Origin of the sequence: Chryseolinea sp. T2, assembly GCF_037203685.1 — a bacterium.
GTDB lineage: Bacteria > Bacteroidota > Bacteroidia > Cytophagales > Cyclobacteriaceae > Chryseolinea.
The window spans coordinates 268,380-284,128 of the sequence record NZ_JBBCAU010000003.1; the positions used below are offsets into that span (position 1 = coordinate 268,380).

A 15,749-nucleotide genomic window follows, 5' to 3' on the forward strand; every position below is an offset into this window, starting at 1 on the left:
CTCGCGTTGACCATATTCAGTAATGGGTGAGAAAGAATTCATTGAGCTGATTAATCAACATCAGGGCCTTATACATAAGGTGTGTATTATGTATGAGAACGACCCTGACGTGCGGAATGATCTGTTTCAGGAAATCGTCTTTCAGCTATGGAAATCTTACAAAACCTTCAGAGGTGAAGCTAAGATTACAACCTGGATGTATCGTATTGCACTTAACACCGCCATATCGGGTTTTAGAAAGCAGTCGCGAAATGTGAAGACAGAAGATCTCAGGGAGCTGCACTATAACATCTCCGACCATTGGGCCGACGAAGGGGAAGAAGAGCTTCAACGACTTCAGGCTGCGATTCGTCAGTTGTCAGAAATTGAAAGAGCCATGATCATGATGGCTCTTGAGGAAGTGCCTTACGATGAGATCGCAGAAACAATCGGCATTACTCAAAACAATGTGCGGGTGAGAATGAACCGCATACGTGAAAAACTTAAGAAAATTATGTGTCCCTGATAATCATGGAACTCGAGGAATTAAAGAGTATATGGAACAGCAGCGCACCGTCCTTTCAACCGAAGGATGCCGGCGAAATTGCATCAATGCTCAGCCGCAAGAGTGTGTCCATCGTTGATAAACTTAAACGCAACGTGTGGGTCGACTTAATCGTTACGACCTTAACCAGCCTCGGCTTGCTAAGCTATGCAGTAACGCTCCGGCCTGGTGCTCTCAAATGGGCATCAATTTCGATATTGAGCACACTGTTGCTCTACGTTTTTTACTATGTAAAGAAAATTCTCGTTTTGAATCGATTCAATCCCGTGACGAACAATGTAAGAGCTAACCTCGAATCGCTCATCGATACATTATCCGGCTACCTTCTATTCTATCAGAGAAGCTATACCGTTCTGTATCCGATATTCTTTTGCGTCGTGCTTATGTTTGTTGGAATTGAACTAGGCACGCAGAAATTCCTGGAAAATCTTCAGCAGCCCTCTACCATCGCACTATTATTGCTGTTTGCTGGTTTTTACTTTGTTCTAAGCACAAGGGTTGTGAAGTGGTTTCTTAATAAACTATACGGAAGGCATCTTGAAAAACTGAAGGCCCTCTTAACGGATATTCATGGGTAAACGAAAGTACCTTTCCTATGTAGCGGCGATACTTTTATGTATCCCAACCGTTGTACCGGCTCAGGAGTTGGTTGAGAATGCTTTGTTCTGGAAAATACAGCGCAAAGACCTTCCCGCACCATCGTATTTATTCGGCACATTTCACCTGATGAGTGCTCACTTCGTGGACAGTCTCAGCGGTGTTATTAACGGGTTTCATCAATGTCATGCTGTGGTGGGCGAAATCCTCCTCGACAGCACCATTACCACAAAGCTTATGCTTGCGGCACGACTCGAAGGAACGACGTTGGATAAGCTTCTCTCACCCGAAGACTACAAAGCTATTGATATCTGGTTCAAGGAATTGTCCGGTATGGAACTTGAACGTTTTAATTCAATGAATCCGGCTACGATTCAAAACCTTATGATGGTCATGCTCCAGCAGAAGTACTATCCATCATCAGAAGGTGGCAGTGAGCCAATGGATCTTTACTTTCAGCGCCTTGCAAAGAGCCAGGGAAAACAATTGAAGGGGCTTGAAAATCTCGATGTCCAGATTAATGCTCTCTTTAAACAATTCCCGATAGAAAGGCAGGCGGAGATGTTAGCCGACTTTGTTCGTAACAAGGACCGCGCTCTTGCTGAGTTAAAACAGATGAATGCAAGCTACAGAAGCGGCGATCTTCGAAAACTGGAGTCGTTGCTTGCCGAGCAAAATTATACAAAGTCAGAGTCTGCTATCCTGCTCGACGATCGTAACATGCAATGGATGGAATCTCTGCCGGGAATGCTGCGTCAACAACCTACATTCGTTGCCGTTGGCGCACTTCATCTTGCCGGCGAAAAAGGATTGGTGAGCTTGCTGCGAAAGGCGGGATATACCGTGACGTCTATTCCTACTAATCCCTGATGTCGACCGATCGGGCTTGTGTCAAAAACTTGCGGCGCGCCTCTGAATCACAAAAGACTCTATTGACGATCTAAGCCGGTCTTTCAGTTTGGTAGTCACCGAGATTCTGCGGCTAACGCATTCCTGAGAGTGTTCAGCAGAGCTGATGTCACCCTATCCATGTCATAAGTTCCGACAAACTTCTGGTTGATTTCAATCTCAATTCCCAGATACTCATCGTCGGGAAACTTAGTTCTCAAATATGTTGTGAATCCATCATCCGTTCCTTTGTATGGTTCGTTGAACCGGCATCGAAGGTCTTGTACTGTGTCCTGAAGTCCATCAAGCCACGCTACACAAAACCTGTTTTCTTGCGCGCGATCAGGGTCGAATAACAATCCGATGTCGACGTCACGCACCACTCCATTGAATACTGGTGTAAAACTATGAACTGAAATGTGGAGTATCGGCTTGGGCGACAACCGAACCCAGTCTTCAACAGCACTGCGATGAGGAAAGTAATACTGATTGAGCACTTCTTCCCTCTCCTCATTTGTTAACTGCTGAACATATTTCGAAAAAAGACTCTCACTATTAAGAGATCTGTTCGGCTCCACTAGCAATCTGGTGGATTCACATTTATAGAATGGTGCCTTCAGTTGCTGAGAAAGGAAAGCACCGATCTCGCGTGCACCTGGGTCCCACCCCAGGTGAGACTCCAGCTGTTCGGTTGCAGAAGAAAAAAAATGGATGAAGCGCTCCGGAACGTTGTTACCGGCGTGTTCACAAGTGATGACGGGAATATATTTATTCACAATGGATCGTACAATCTGTTCGATGCCAAACAATCTGCTAGTTGTCGATAGCCACGAATCAATGCCTCCGGTGCCGGCTGTGGACCCAATGCCCGAAGCAATCTTTTAGCAAGTACACCCTTGTCAAGGATGATATCGTAGGCATCCTGATATGTAGACAATGAACTATCGCCGGAAGCGACCAACCATTTCAGGAGATATTTCCATACTTCGCCGCCTGTTGCAGTCTGTGTTCTGATCCCGAAGAGTTCAAGGTATTCTGCATTATCAATAACCGCATCACCGCCTTCGACCATAGTTCGGTCAAGTATCTCTGCCAGTGCATCAGTCTTCCATCGCATCTGTGTTTCACTATCAACCAGCCGCTCGGATGCAAGCGCCTTGATTACCGCGATTACAAGTGAAGCAATAGCAAGATCGGCATGCGGACATTCCTGAATATCCATCACCCGGATCTCAATAGATCCCCGATCAAAGCGGGGAATGGCACCACGTGAATTCACCCAAACCGGATTTAAGTCACCTTCAGGATCGAACGGTGCAATGTCTGATTTGATCCTCTCATAAATCGTATTAAGGTAATTCCGCTTTGAGAACACAGCCTCGGGAATCACCTTTCCAGTTATAGAAGGAAGGCGTGCCTGATTTGTCTTGTAGTACTTAAGTCTGGTGTCTAGCAATCCCGTTGCCTTTCCATCGAGCATCGGTGAGCTTGCGCACATTGCAGGAAGCAACGGCAGTATTATTCGTATGGCAGCATGGAGTTTTGCGAACTCTTCGTCGTCATAGAACGGAAGGTTCAAATGCATGCTTTGAAGGTTGGACCAGCCATGACCCTTGCAATCAAAAATACGGTTGTAGATAGCGTATACTTCATTATTCTCGTGAGGCCATAACTGAGTTTCTTTGAGCGGGTCCATAGTTGGATGTGCAGCAGATGGCAAGAGCATGGCATTCCATTGCTCAAGAATCTTATTGATCTGCAACACATTTTCAGCAAACGCGGCCTCGAGTCCCACGAAGTCACTATCCGGTTTCGACGACTTTAGCTCCACCACATGCAAGACCAGTTCGTTCGACCAGGTGACCCGGCCATTTACGTAGTCACTCTCGTATGATCCTAACAAATGCTTCAGTAATTCATCCGTGATCGGACGTATCTGCAGTGTGTCACGATCTACAACCATGTATTCAAGCTCAACGCCATACGCCTGAAAAATGTGAATCCTTGTAGGTTCTGCCATTATCGCTCTTCTTTGATCTTATTGATAAATACGTCCATGATTTTCGAGTACAACTTGTCTTTTAATACTTTGTCCTCCAGTCCAGCATCAATATTGGGATTGTCATTGATTTCTATGACGTAGAATTTACCATCGGCCTCTTTAATATCCACACCATACAACCCCGTGCCTATAAGAGCGGTCGCCTTTAAGGCTGTTCGGATCAACCCTGCTGGAGCCTGGTCGACGGAAATCGTCTCCACAGCGCCTTCTTCCTGCTCCTTCTTACTGGCGTTCCAGTTCATGATCTGCCAATGAGAAGCTGCCATGAAATACTTACAAACATACAATGGCTTGCCATTAATGATACCTACGCGCCAATCGAAGGTAGTGGGCAGGAACTCCTGCGCAATGAGCAGCTCAGACTCTTCAAACATTGACTTGCATACCTGCTTGTACTGTTCCTCATCTTTGATCTTGAAAACGCCTTTGCTAAAGGCACCGTCGGGCTCCTTCAGAATAAAAGGATAAGGGAGCTGCGTCGACATCGTTTTGTAATTGTCCTTGCTGACGATGTATGACTTCGGAGTCAGTATCCGATTTGCCGTGAGCAGCTCATTGAGGTAAACCTTGTTTGTACATTTCAATATCGACTCGGGATCGTCGATCACCACCAGTCCAAGTGACTGCGCCTTCTTTGCAAATCTGAACGTGTGATGATTTACGAAAGTAGTTTCACGAATGAATAACGCGTCATACTGAATGAGCTCATCGAAATCATCTTTGGTGATTACTTCAACGTTAAATCCAGCAGTATCCCCCGCTTTGATAAATTTTTGTATAGCTCTCTCGTTAGAAGGAGGATTTTTATCGTTGGGATCAACCAGTATGGCCATATCGTACTTTTTCCGGTCCGGAAGAATGTCGCGTTTCCGCAGCAGATACCGCTCAACAGCCATTCTCAGCAATTGCCTGTCTTCATCCGGAACCTCTCCAAGGCTTAGAGGCTTGATGCTCTGCAGCACCCACTTGCTTCGCTTCGTGAAAGTCGCGATCAAACAAGGCGCCTGGATATATTGAAAAAGTTGCTTCGCCAGCTTGTTCAGTTCCTCCTGCTGCGTGATCCCAAAGTAAATGTCAAACTCGACCTTGTCAGTCGTTACATGTTTGAAAGAAGATTGAATGAGATCATCAAAATCCTGCGACTCCTCACGCAGAATGGAAGGGAAGCGAAGGTCCTGGATTGTCGATACACCAGGAAGCACCTTATGCTTGCGCGCCTCAGCCAGTAAGGAAACATAGTAGCCAAGGCTTTGGTATTGATATGACTTGCACATGTTGATCACTTTCAATCCCCGCGTCTCGGCCGGATACTCCCCCGAGATGTATTTTGACGGCGTGATCACCTCTACATCCTGAAGGCTAAACTTCCATTTATCAGGATTCTCTACTACTATTAGCTTTGGCATTTTTCTTCTTTTCTTTTGGCTCGATGATCAGCAGATTTGCGTCGTACGTTACGATGCCTAACAGAATGCTGTTGATCAATCTTCTAAAACTCACGCCATATACCTGGCCCTTACCCAGTGGGTTGGGCTCCATCGGATCAGCGATGTAAGCAATCTCCTTATTTTCGTCAAAGCCTGTAATCACGACAAAATGACCTGCAGGCTCTCCCTTAATACTATCGTAAATGTCAAACTGTGGGATCTCGCGGGCAGTGCCATACAGGTACGTGGCACTAAGTCCAGTAAGTATTGGAACTGACTGTCGCAGATAATCCTTAATCAGATCTTCGTCAAGCTCGGAATTGCGAAGTTCGCCACCGGCTTCCAGGAACTTTATGTACCCTTCGGATGCAACCAGCAGCTTTCTGCGTTTATGTTTGAACTCCATCTGTGCCTGCAGGTGCTGGATCATTTTCTTTGACGAGCTCTTGAACCAGGTGGGGTCAAACACGTTCAGGTTATAAGTATAGATATGGGCCTTATAGCCTCTGAGAAGCGCATGGTGCCCCAGCATAACGGCCAGGGTACCGCCAAACTTGAGCTTGCGAACGTCGCGGATCACATCCGTGAGCGGCACGTTGTCACCGTAGTAATTGTAAAGCGCCTGCAGGCAGGTAGGGCCGCACGTTACCTCATCGGGTTGTGCCTGAATATCGAAACCGAGTACCAGTTCTTTCTTCATCTCCGGCGTTCGCTCATGTAAGCTTAAGAAGTTTGGTGATCAACAGATCAAATACTTCCACGAGAATAAGAATGATGATGATCCATTCCAACAAACTACTCTCGCGTTGGTTAATAATTTCGCTAAACACACGCAGATTGTCTTCAATTATCCGGAGTGTATATTCAATTTCACTGAAACGAACTCTCAGGTCAAAATGTTTGCTCAGTCCCTGATGAAGTCGATCTAAAAATTCATCTTCCCACACCAGATCCGGCGCATCAAAAATATAGATGTTCTCCGCTATATCGTTTTGCGTGTTCAACGCTCGGCCGATAAAGCGCATCATGTTCTTTCGGCTGATTTTCAATCTGCCCGTTTGCTCTAGTTGGTTGGCGAAGCCTTTGACCTCGGTCAGAAGGTTCTCCGTCACTCCGTGATAATGATCCAGCGCGACCGACTGTGCCAGGTTGAACATGGCGATACGCATAACTCGTTCCTCCATTTTATTCAACACGAGCCGGTTGAAATCAAAGATGATGGGTTCGCCCTCCCTAACCTCCAGTTCGTAGTCGTCGCGCAGCGGCACAGTAAGGGGATTCTTTTGAAATGTCACAACCGTCTTGATCGCCCACTTCATTTCGTCTTCGGAGTAGCCGGCAAAGACAACAACACCGAAATTGAAGTAGTACTGAAACTTATCTGCTCCAAAACGGTAGTATAATTCAGACGAAGAGTCCGCCACTGGTTTGATATCCAGAAAGGTTTTTATGCCTTTGATATCGAGTTGATTGGCAACGAGAAAGGCAAAAAGTTTTACCGTCTGTGGCATAATTACGGGCCTGTTCCGATATAAATATAATTTAATGCCCCGGATAATCAGGACGACAACAAATTTGGTAACCTTGCCACCTGATTAGACTCGTATGCGGAAAATTATCACACTTATACTTTGCCTGGCAACAAGCGTTTGCACTCTTGCCTGGGGACCGACTGGTCATCGTGCCACTGGCCTCGTAGCTGAGAAACATCTTACGAAGAAGGCGAAGAAAGCACTGGAAAGAATTTTACAGGGTCAATCTCTCGCGATGGCCAGCACATGGATGGATGATGTGCGCTCGGACAGTACATTCGACTATATGGCCGACTGGCATTGGGTCACTATTCAAAAAGGTGAGTCTTATGATCAGAGCACCAAGAATCCAAACGGAGACGTCGTTCAGACTCTGGAGAGGGTAATTCAGGAGCTTAAATCGGGGAAGCTCAACCCTTCGGAAGAAGCTCAGCGTATTAAGATTCTTATTCACCTCGTAGGTGACCTGCATATGCCATTACACGTCGGAGGTGGCACTGATCGCGGAGGGAACGATGTCCGCGTTACCTGGTTCCGTACCGATAGCAATCTTCACCGCGTTTGGGACAGCGACATGATCGACGATACTCGTCTCAGTTATACCGAGCTTGCCGAATCGGTAAACAATGTCGACGATGCTGCTATCAAAAGGATGCAGTCAACAAATGTCCGCGATTGGGCAAATGAAAGCATGAACTATCGCCAACAAGTATATGCTTATGGCGATGGTCGCCTTGGTTACGCCTATTCATACAGGAATTTTCCTCTCATTCGTACGCGAATCCAGGAAGCGGGCATCCGACTTGCCGGCCTGCTTAACGATATCTATAAATAACAGAAACGGCTGGATCTAACGGATTTTGGAATCTACCTCAGGGCCGACAAATAGGGCGAACAAGCCTGCGACTTTTTTGTGATTTCTGGCTGCGTTGGTTAGGCTCGCTGGCCACTCTGTCCAGGCTTTGTGGCTGCTGCGCTTAGGCTAACCGTACGGTAGACGTCTGATAGCCGTAGACTTTCACTAAGCTCTGCATAGGGTTTCATTAGGCTTTCTCTAGACTTTGCTTAGGCTTTCTATAGACTTTGCTTAGACTTTCTATAGACTTTCTATAGACTCTGCTTAGACTTCTATAGACTCTGCATGAGCTTCCATTATGAATTGCCCGGGCTTCGTTGACGTTGCCTCCTACTTAACTACAGTTAACTGCAGTTAACTACGCTTAACTACAATTAAGTGAAAGTCATATTCCGGATAGTTGCATCTTTGTGCCATGCCGGCGGATGTACAGGATCACAGCCAGATCCTAACTAAAGTTGCGTGCTAAAGCGAATAGATCAACTCGTTAAGGTAAGATGACATCACGAAGACCAGGTATGTTATTGCATGCGTGATTTGCTGCTGGAAACCTCAGCTATCGCTTAAAAGGATACTCCAGGACATACGAACCTGAGCCAACTTTCAATATCACATCATTGCCTTCACTACCTGACTGGCCGATGGCATTGACCTTTCCGATATCAATGCCCTTTTCAATAATCTTTTTTCCGGACGCGGAAGGGAGCACTAGTGTGGCCGTTGTATTCGCTGGAACTGTTACCTCCATCTTCATTTTTCCATCAGCTATTTCCCAGGAAGACTTTGCCTTTCCATAGGGAGTTATATATTCCGCCACCGCCTTAGTCAACTTTGCACCCGGCTTCGGCGCCATGGAGAGCTCCTTGTAACCTGGCTGCATTTCCTGAAGTCCGGCGACCGTACGATACATCCAATCACCTATCGCACCATAGGCATAGTGATTGAAGGAATTCATGCCGGGTGTTTGAAATGTGCTATCGGGCTTCATTCCATCCCATCGTTCCCATATGGTGGTCGCACCCATTTTCACAGGATATAGCCACGATGGATACGTTTCCTGTAACAGCAGATCATAGGCAATATCTGTGTGGCCGAATCTTGTGAGCACATGACATAAGTAAGGAGTGCCCAGAAAACCGGTAGTCAGGTGGTTGCCATAATCTCTCACATTTTTCGCCAGGCGATCTGCTGCCTGGGCTCTCAGGTTTTCGGGTAGCATGTCAAAATTCAATGCCAGCACATACGCGGTCTGAGTTCCTGCAACGAGTCGTCCGCTGGGCGTCATGTATTCCCGCATAAATGCTTCCTTGATCTTTTTAAGCATGTCAGTATACAATGCTATGTCTTCCTTCTTACCTAACACAGTAGCCGCATTGATCATCAACTGTGTTGAGTGTGCCCAGAAGCACTGAGCAATTAAATACTTGTCAGTTACAGCCGCCCGGCCGTCGTTATCATCGAATGGCCGATAGAACAGCCAGTCTCCAAAATGGAATCCTGTATTCCACAATCCCTGCATGCTGGATTTGTCCATGTAGCCTACCCATTTCTTCATGCTTTCATACTGTTGTTCCAGTATGCGTTGATCTCCATAAGCCCGGTAAAGGTTCCAGGGAATGATGGTTGCCGCGTCTGCCCAGCCCGCTGATGCCGCTGCGCCTTTTCCCAATACATTTGGAATAACAAATGGCACGCGGCCTTCTTCGTCCTGTTCGGCCGACAGGTCCTGCAGCCATTTATTGAAGAAGGCCATTACATTCATATTGTACGTGGCAGTACGGCAGAAGGCCTGAGCATCACCAGTCCATCCCAACCGTTCATCGCGTTGCGGACAGTCAGTGGGGACGTCAACGAAATTTCCTTTTTGTCCCCATTGAATGTTATGCTGTAACTGATTTAACAGTGGACTTGAACTCGTAAATGTTCCTGTCGGCGCCATGTCAGAATATAACGCGATGGCTTCCAGGTTCTCTGCCTTTAGCTCGCCCGGAAAGCCAGTCACCCTTATATATCGAAAACCAAAGAAAGAAAGCCTTGGCTCGTAAACTTCCTGACCTCCGCCCTTAAGCGTATATACAATCTCCTGTTTGGCGGCACGCAGGTTGTCGATATAGAAGTTGCCTTCCTTGTCAAGGACCTCTGCATGATGTATGGTGACCTTGTCCCCCGCTTTGCCATTCACGGTAAGTCGAATCCATCCCACTAGATTCTGACCAAAGTCTACAATTGTCTCGCCTTTCTTATTGTGGATAATCTTCTGAACCTTGAAGATTTCATGCTTTTCAACGGGAGGACCATAAGCAGCGATCAGATTGTCCTTGCTCTCATCGCTCAGCTTTACTGCACTCCACCCCTGTTCATCAAACCCTGGTTCGCTCCAACCCTTGCTCTCCAACCGTGCATCGTAAGCCTCACCATAGTATATGCCGTTGCGTGTATAGGGACCGGTGTTATTTTTCCATTCGTTATCCGAGGTCACGATCTCCTTCGTGCCGTCGGTGTATTCAACTTCAAGCTGATATAGCAACCCAAGCGACTTGCCATAGATGTTCTTATTATTCTCCCAGGCGAGCCAGCCCCTGTACCAACCATCTCCCAACACTACGCCGGTTGCATTGCTTCCCTTCTTTAACATTTTCGACACGTCATATACCTGGTACTGGAGACGCTTACCGTATGTCGTCCAACCAGGAGTAAGAAATTGTTCACCGACACGGGCCCCATTTATATAGGCTTCATAGATGCCATGTGCGGTTATGTACAATCTTGCCTGCTTGACTGATTTCGCCAATTCAAAAGCACGCCGGACCATTGGCGCGGGTTGTCCGGCACTGTCTCCGGGAATATCAGCATTGATCCATTTAGCGCTCCAATCGCCGGATGTTACTAACCCCATCTCCCAGTATTGTACAGGACTCCAGCCAGAAGAGTTTCCTTTGTTATCAACCACTCTTACCTGCCAGTGGTAGCGCTTGCGTGATTCGGTAGCCGGACCGTTGTATGGCACGAGTACAGACTGGTCGGAATTGACAAGATTTGTTTGCCAGATGATCTTTTCTCCTTTTACAATTGCAACCGGATCCTCTCCTACCCGTAGTTCGTAGGACTGCTGCTTGACGCCGCGCAGAGCGGATACAAGTTTCCAGCTGAAACGCGGGACCTTCGTATCGATGCCTATTGGATTTGATTTATGTTCACAGGTCAGGTCTGTTACCTGCAGCTTCTTTTGAGCAAATGTGGTAACCGAACAAAACGCAATCAATACAAGGATGAGCGTACGCATGAGAATCGAATATTGAGAGTTGAGATTTGCCAAGACAGCTATGCGCAAAGCAGTTGTTGATAGGTACATCAACTCACAACAAACAACGGCCAGGTGCGCGGTAATACTAGTGACTTCTGCACAAGCAACCTACCTGTTGTCTCCGGTGCATTCTAGGGCTTAGTGTCACATAGCACTTCTGAACATCATATTCGACTGTTTGAATATCACATCAGATTGTGCAACCGAGCGTATTGCAATAATATCACGGTTTTCGCATCGCGGATTTCCCCTGTTTTGATCATGTCACAGGCGCGATTAAAATCCAATTCCAGCACTTCAATTCGCTCGTCTTCATCAACACCGCCACCCTCGCTCACCTTTTGATCGCGTGTGTATTCACCGACAAAAAAATGAAGAATCTCGGTAACAGATCCTGGCGACATATAGAGATCAAATATTTTTCGCACCTGCTGAATGCGATAGCCTGTTTCTTCTTCTGTTTCGCGACGAATACATTCCTCAGGATTGTCAAGATCGAGAAGCCCGGCGCATGCTTCTATAAGCATGCCTGACTCATTGCCATTTACCAGCGTGGGCAATCTGAATTGCTCCGTAAGAATTACAGTGCGCTTTGAAGGATTGTAAAGCAGGATAGTGGCACCATTGCCCCGATCATAGGCTTCACGGCTTTGAACATGTTCCTCACCGTTTTTGTCGATGAGGGCGAAAGTGTACTTATAGAGTTTGTACCAGTTCGCGGAAAGAATTTCTTTATTGAGGATCTTTACATTCATACTTATTATTGAGCAACCTGAACCGCTCGTCCCTTGAGATGTCTGTATATCTCGAGGCATACCCAAGCGTCTGTCGCCGCATATTCAATTTGTTTTTCAGTCAAAGTTGAAGCTTCCCAGTTGGAGGTTTGAGCACTCTTCGAGATCCTGAACCCCAGTAGCAGGCCAGCCAGCTTTTTCACGCTTTCAACCTGAAGCCCTGATGCTTTGGCCATTGTCGACAATTCAATGAATGAAGCCGGATCAAAGTGCATGATCTTCTGAAGCGCCTTTATATCATCGTGAATTGCAACGCCGGCCTTGATGATATCGGCGTTTTCGAAAATTGATATGATCTCCTTCGGCAGTCCTGTCTGATGAATCCTTATCAGGAAGACTTTGTCAGGAATAGCAAGCTGAAGCAAGGCGACTTTGAAAAACTGTCCCCGTTTAAAACTGGGGCGTGTTTCTGTGTCGAATCCTACAATACGATGCTTTTCTATCTCCCGAGCCACGGCACCTATTTTCTCAGGATCCGTGACTACGTTGACTTTGCCCACAAATGCTCTCAGTGGCAGGGCGTTTAATTCATCTGAAGTGATGGTTATTTTCAGCTCAGGATGCGGTGCCTTCTGCTGCTCATCTCCCGTTACGTGCATTAAAAAAAATCGATAAATCCCAGTTCTGTTAAAAAATACCTCTACACGGTCGTGCTAAGTTAAGTCAAAAAAATCAACTATTTTGAGCCATTCCTAATCCCGTAGTTGAATGCCCAGTCCGCTCTTCAGAAAGAAACCTATTTCGACAATTTTACACGATTCTCACGAAGAAGCTCATGGACAGGCTGGCCTCCGCAAGGTATTGGGCGTCAAAGATCTGACGGCAATGGGCATTGCGGCCGTCATTGGGGCTGGTATTTTCTCAACTATCGGACAGGCCGCCTACGACGGAGGCCCCGGTGTCGTATTTCTTTTCCTTATGACTGCGGTGACCTGTGGTTTTACCGCCCTTTGCTACGCCGAGTTTGCATCCCGCGTTCCCGTAGCCGGAAGTGCCTATACCTATTCGTATGTAACTTTTGGAGAGGTCATCGCATGGATCCTTGGATGGGCACTGATACTGGAGTACGCTATTGGCAATGTCGTTGTCTCCATCTCGTGGAGCAGCTACTTTGTTAATCTGCTGGAGGGTGCAGGAATAAACCTTCCCTCGTGGCTGGCGACCGACCCGGCAACGGCGAAAAGCCTCTATGAATCAGCTCTTGAAAGCAATTCACCCACCGCCGGAATGGCTTGGACAACGGCGCCCATCATCGCTGGCTACAAGCTCATCTGTAATCTACCTGCTTTCATTATTATAATCCTGATTACGATACTGGCTTACATTGGAATGAAGGAAAGTCGCTCGAGCGCAAATTTTATGGTCGGACTTAAGCTCGTCGTTCTTGCGTTCGTAGTTGTCATTGGGCTTTTCTACATCGATACTAACAATTGGAGTCCGTTCATGCCCAATGGATTTTCAGGTGTGCTGAAGGGTGTCTCGGCAGTGTTCTTTGCCTATATCGGATTTGACGCCATATCTACGACAGCTGAGGAATGCGCTAACCCGCAGCGTGACTTACCGAGAGGAATGGTCTATTCTCTGATCATTTGTACGCTCGTTTATGTAATCGTAACTCTGGTTATTACGGGTATGGTTAACTATTCTGAGTTCGAGGCAGTAGCCGATCCGTTGGCCTATGTATTTGAGAAGATCGATCTCAACAAGATCGGTTTCTTTGTGTCGGTTAGTGCTGTTGTTGCTGCAACCAGCGTGCTCCTGGTTTTTCAGATTGGCCAACCCCGGATATGGATGAGCATGAGTCGCGACGGCCTGATGCCGTCGCGTTTCGGAAGAATACATCCCAGGTTTCATACCCCAGGGTTTGCAACTGTTGTCACCGGAATAATTGTCGCCATCCCCGCTTTGTTAATCGAAAGCGCATTGATGACTGACCTTACCAGCATTGGAACCCTGTTTGCCTTTGCCATTGTTTGTGGAGGTGTACTGGCGCTGCCACCTAAAGAAAAAGGCACAAAAGGATTCAATCTGCCTTATATCAATGGACAATGGGTGATACCAATGTTGTTTATAGTTTTTATGTACACATTCCGGCTCCGCTTCATTGAAGCCATCACCAATTTCACGCATGAGGCTCATCAGGAAATACTGTTTCTCATCTTTATTTCCATTAGTGCAGTGATTACCGTTTTCACTTTCCTCAGGAAACTTTCGCTAATACCTGTTCTGGGCATGCTCTGCTGCATGTACCTGATGATCGAAATCCCTGCCAGAAGCTGGATAGTGTTCTTTGGTTGGATGGCATTCGGCCTGATTGTATATTTTTGCTACGGGTTCTGGAAGAGCAAGCTCGCTCCGGGAAGATAATTTGAGGAGGATCGGATATTTTTTTATCACATGTCACTATTTGTTGCATCGTTGAATTCGGGGAGTAATGGCAATTGCTATTACGTGGGAAATGATGATGATGCCGTGCTCATCGATGGTGGAATATCATGCAGGGAGATCGAAAAGCGGATGAAACGCCTGGGGCTGTCACTCCGTAAGGTAAAAGGTGTGTTTGTTTCCCATGAACATGGTGATCACATCCATGGTGTTCCGTCTCTGTCAAAAAAGCACCGAATAGCAGTATACATAAATGAGAACACAAGGAACGCTGGCAATATGCGGCTGATGGATGAGCATGTTCGAGCACTTCCGTCAGATACAACGGTGACCATAGGCGCGATTCGTGTCACTGCCTTTGCAAAGAAACATGATGCTGCCGATCCGGTCAGTTTCATGATATCGAACGACACAGTAAACGTCGGCATCTTTACGGATATCGGGATTGCGTGTGACAATGTCGTGGCCAATTTCAGGAAATGCCATGCAGCGTTTCTCGAATCAAATTATGATGAGTTAATGCTGGATCAGGGAGGTTATCCACTTGCCCTTAAGAACAGGATTCGGGGTGGATTTGGGCATCTCTCGAACAAACAGGCGCGCCAACTTTTTATTGCGCATCGTCCATCATTCATGAGTCACCTGTTTCTGGTGCATCTTTCACAAAACAACAATCATCCACGTGTAGTCCGCGATACGTTTTACCCGGTGGCTGGCGATACGCAGATCATTATAGCATCGAGAGAAAAGGAGAGCAAATTGTTCCACATCAGAAATGTAAGTTCTCCAAAGCGAGAACCGGTGCCGGCAAGATTTGCAGAACAGTTAACTATGTTCTAACAACTTCGAGATCCTGCACCGCCGCTGACAATTTTGCAACTGGCAAAGGCTTGCTGAGGAGTTCTTTCACTGTCTTGTTACTGGCCGCGCGTTTGATATCGCGGGGATCAAGGGTAGATGACAGCATGAAAACCTGGACAACTTGTTTTATGGATGTATCAAGCGTGTCAAACGCTTCCATAAACTGGAAACCATCCATGCCAGGCATCATGATGTCAACCAGGACAACGAGTTTTTGTCCTATGTTGTTTACATGTTTTTTGATCCAGTCGATACCTTCCAGGCCACCATTAACGGTATGAACGTCTGTCATGCCACCACTGGTTAGAAGCCTCGAAGTGATGAGGCGGTCGATTTCATTGTCGTCAATGACGAGAAACTTACAAGCAGATCCCATAGAATATATTTAAAAAATTGGGCTAAGAGACTGGGCTAGCGCATGCGTTACCTTGCCCGAGACCTCCAATCACTCTCCTGAATTTGATTGGGCGTTTAGAAACGACGACACGACTTCTGACCA

General features: G+C 46.7%; 15 protein-coding genes. 6 read left to right on the forward strand and 9 right to left on the reverse strand.

Features of this window, described 5'->3' with window-relative positions; genetic code table 11:
* Positions 1 to 22 precede the first annotated feature (22 nt).
* From WBG78_RS10920 to WBG78_RS10930, 3 genes are read left to right on the forward strand one after another with little or no spacing between them, the layout of a single operon-like run.
* A complete protein-coding gene (locus WBG78_RS10920) occupies positions 23 to 505 on the forward strand; it encodes an RNA polymerase sigma factor (RefSeq protein WP_337326458.1) in 483 nt (160 codons plus the stop codon).
* Between the two features lie 5 nt (positions 506 to 510).
* On the forward strand, positions 511 to 1,122 hold the full coding sequence (locus tag WBG78_RS10925; protein WP_337326459.1) for a hypothetical protein: 612 nt from the start codon (positions 511 to 513) through the stop codon (positions 1,120 to 1,122).
* Positions 1,115 to 2,011 (forward strand): TraB/GumN family protein, encoded by an 897-nt coding sequence (locus tag WBG78_RS10930; protein ID WP_337326460.1) that lies wholly within the window; start codon positions 1,115 to 1,117, stop codon positions 2,009 to 2,011. The genes WBG78_RS10925 and WBG78_RS10930 overlap by 8 nt, the downstream gene beginning before the upstream one ends.
* Positions 2,012 to 2,106: 95 nt before the next feature.
* On the opposite strand, the gene WBG78_RS10935 is transcribed toward WBG78_RS10930, so the two are convergent.
* From WBG78_RS10935 to WBG78_RS10955, 5 genes are read right to left on the reverse strand one after another with little or no spacing between them, the layout of a single operon-like run.
* Positions 2,107 to 2,805 (reverse strand): N-formylglutamate amidohydrolase, encoded by a 699-nt coding sequence (locus tag WBG78_RS10935; protein ID WP_337326461.1) that lies wholly within the window; start codon positions 2,803 to 2,805, stop codon positions 2,107 to 2,109.
* A complete protein-coding gene (locus WBG78_RS10940; protein WP_337326462.1) occupies positions 2,802 to 4,049 on the reverse strand; it encodes a carboxylate-amine ligase in 1,248 nt (415 codons plus the stop codon). The genes WBG78_RS10935 and WBG78_RS10940 overlap by 4 nt, the downstream gene beginning before the upstream one ends.
* Positions 4,049 to 5,497: a RimK family protein gene (locus WBG78_RS10945; protein WP_337326463.1), complete on the reverse strand. Its 1,449-nt coding sequence runs from the start codon at positions 5,495 to 5,497 to the stop codon at positions 4,049 to 4,051. The genes WBG78_RS10940 and WBG78_RS10945 overlap by 1 nt, the downstream gene beginning before the upstream one ends.
* Positions 5,466 to 6,218 carry a peptidase-C39 like family protein gene (locus tag WBG78_RS10950; protein ID WP_337326464.1) on the reverse strand — a complete coding sequence of 251 codons (753 nt, stop codon included), beginning with the start codon at positions 6,216 to 6,218 and terminating at the stop codon, positions 5,466 to 5,468. Before WBG78_RS10950 ends, WBG78_RS10945 begins: the two co-directional genes overlap by 32 nt.
* Positions 6,219 to 6,231: 13 nt before the next feature.
* Positions 6,232 to 7,029 (reverse strand): RMD1 family protein, encoded by a 798-nt coding sequence (locus tag WBG78_RS10955; RefSeq protein WP_337326465.1) that lies wholly within the window; start codon positions 7,027 to 7,029, stop codon positions 6,232 to 6,234.
* 94 nt (positions 7,030 to 7,123) lie between these two features.
* On the opposite strand from WBG78_RS10955, the gene WBG78_RS10960 reads away from it, so the two are divergent.
* Complete coding sequence (locus WBG78_RS10960; RefSeq protein ID WP_337326466.1) at positions 7,124 to 7,885, forward strand: S1/P1 nuclease; 762 nt, start codon at positions 7,124 to 7,126, stop codon at positions 7,883 to 7,885.
* A gap of 577 nt (positions 7,886 to 8,462) precedes the next feature.
* On the opposite strand, the gene WBG78_RS10965 is transcribed toward WBG78_RS10960, so the two are convergent.
* The 3 genes from WBG78_RS10965 to WBG78_RS10975 form a co-directional block, all read right to left on the reverse strand.
* Positions 8,463 to 11,189, reverse strand: a complete 2,727-nt coding sequence (locus WBG78_RS10965) for a glycoside hydrolase family 78 protein (protein WP_337326467.1) — start codon at positions 11,187 to 11,189, stop codon at positions 8,463 to 8,465.
* Positions 11,190 to 11,395: 206 nt separating this feature from the next.
* On the reverse strand, positions 11,396 to 11,965 hold the full coding sequence (gene nudK, locus WBG78_RS10970) for a GDP-mannose pyrophosphatase NudK (protein WP_443092778.1): 570 nt from the start codon (positions 11,963 to 11,965) through the stop codon (positions 11,396 to 11,398).
* A gap of 5 nt (positions 11,966 to 11,970) precedes the next feature.
* Positions 11,971 to 12,603 carry a 3'-5' exonuclease gene (locus tag WBG78_RS10975; protein ID WP_337326468.1) on the reverse strand — a complete coding sequence of 211 codons (633 nt, stop codon included), beginning with the start codon at positions 12,601 to 12,603 and terminating at the stop codon, positions 11,971 to 11,973.
* Positions 12,604 to 12,712: 109 nt separating this feature from the next.
* Here WBG78_RS10975 and WBG78_RS10980 point away from each other — a divergent pair, with 109 nt between their 5' ends.
* Together WBG78_RS10980 and WBG78_RS10985 are read left to right on the forward strand one after the other, a co-directional pair.
* On the forward strand, positions 12,713 to 14,371 hold the full coding sequence (locus tag WBG78_RS10980) for an amino acid permease (RefSeq protein WP_337326469.1): 1,659 nt from the start codon (positions 12,713 to 12,715) through the stop codon (positions 14,369 to 14,371).
* A gap of 30 nt (positions 14,372 to 14,401) precedes the next feature.
* Complete coding sequence (locus WBG78_RS10985; RefSeq protein WP_337326470.1) at positions 14,402 to 15,229, forward strand: MBL fold metallo-hydrolase; 828 nt, start codon at positions 14,402 to 14,404, stop codon at positions 15,227 to 15,229.
* Here WBG78_RS10985 and WBG78_RS10990 read toward each other — a convergent pair.
* Entirely contained in the window at positions 15,219 to 15,626 is a 408-nt protein-coding gene (locus WBG78_RS10990; RefSeq protein ID WP_337326471.1) for a response regulator, read from the reverse strand. The two genes, WBG78_RS10985 and WBG78_RS10990, sit on opposite strands and share 11 nt — an antisense overlap.
* Between the last annotated feature and the right edge of the window lie 123 nt (positions 15,627 to 15,749).

Coding starts and splice junctions, on each gene's coding strand:
- WBG78_RS10950 (WP_337326464.1), bottom strand. CDS start 6,218: ATGAAGAAAGAACTGGTACTCGGTTTCGATATTCAGGCACAACCCGAT.
- WBG78_RS10930 (WP_337326460.1), top strand. CDS start 1,115: ATGGGTAAACGAAAGTACCTTTCCTATGTAGCGGCGATACTTTTATGT.
- WBG78_RS10975 (WP_337326468.1), bottom strand. CDS start 12,603: ATGCACGTAACGGGAGATGAGCAGCAGAAGGCACCGCATCCTGAGCTG.
- WBG78_RS10985 (WP_337326470.1), top strand. CDS start 14,402: ATGTCACTATTTGTTGCATCGTTGAATTCGGGGAGTAATGGCAATTGC.
- WBG78_RS10955 (WP_337326465.1), bottom strand. CDS start 7,029: ATGCCACAGACGGTAAAACTTTTTGCCTTTCTCGTTGCCAATCAACTC.
- nudK (WP_443092778.1), bottom strand. CDS start 11,965: ATGAATGTAAAGATCCTCAATAAAGAAATTCTTTCCGCGAACTGGTAC.
- WBG78_RS10940 (WP_337326462.1), bottom strand. CDS start 4,049: ATGGCAGAACCTACAAGGATTCACATTTTTCAGGCGTATGGCGTTGAG.
- WBG78_RS10945 (WP_337326463.1), bottom strand. CDS start 5,497: ATGCCAAAGCTAATAGTAGTAGAGAATCCTGATAAATGGAAGTTTAGC.
- WBG78_RS10925 (WP_337326459.1), top strand. CDS start 511: ATGGAACTCGAGGAATTAAAGAGTATATGGAACAGCAGCGCACCGTCC.
- WBG78_RS10980 (WP_337326469.1), top strand. CDS start 12,713: ATGCCCAGTCCGCTCTTCAGAAAGAAACCTATTTCGACAATTTTACAC.
- WBG78_RS10960 (WP_337326466.1), top strand. CDS start 7,124: ATGCGGAAAATTATCACACTTATACTTTGCCTGGCAACAAGCGTTTGC.
- WBG78_RS10990 (WP_337326471.1), bottom strand. CDS start 15,626: ATGGGATCTGCTTGTAAGTTTCTCGTCATTGACGACAATGAAATCGAC.
- WBG78_RS10965 (WP_337326467.1), bottom strand. CDS start 11,189: ATGCGTACGCTCATCCTTGTATTGATTGCGTTTTGTTCGGTTACCACA.
- WBG78_RS10920 (WP_337326458.1), top strand. CDS start 23: ATGGGTGAGAAAGAATTCATTGAGCTGATTAATCAACATCAGGGCCTT.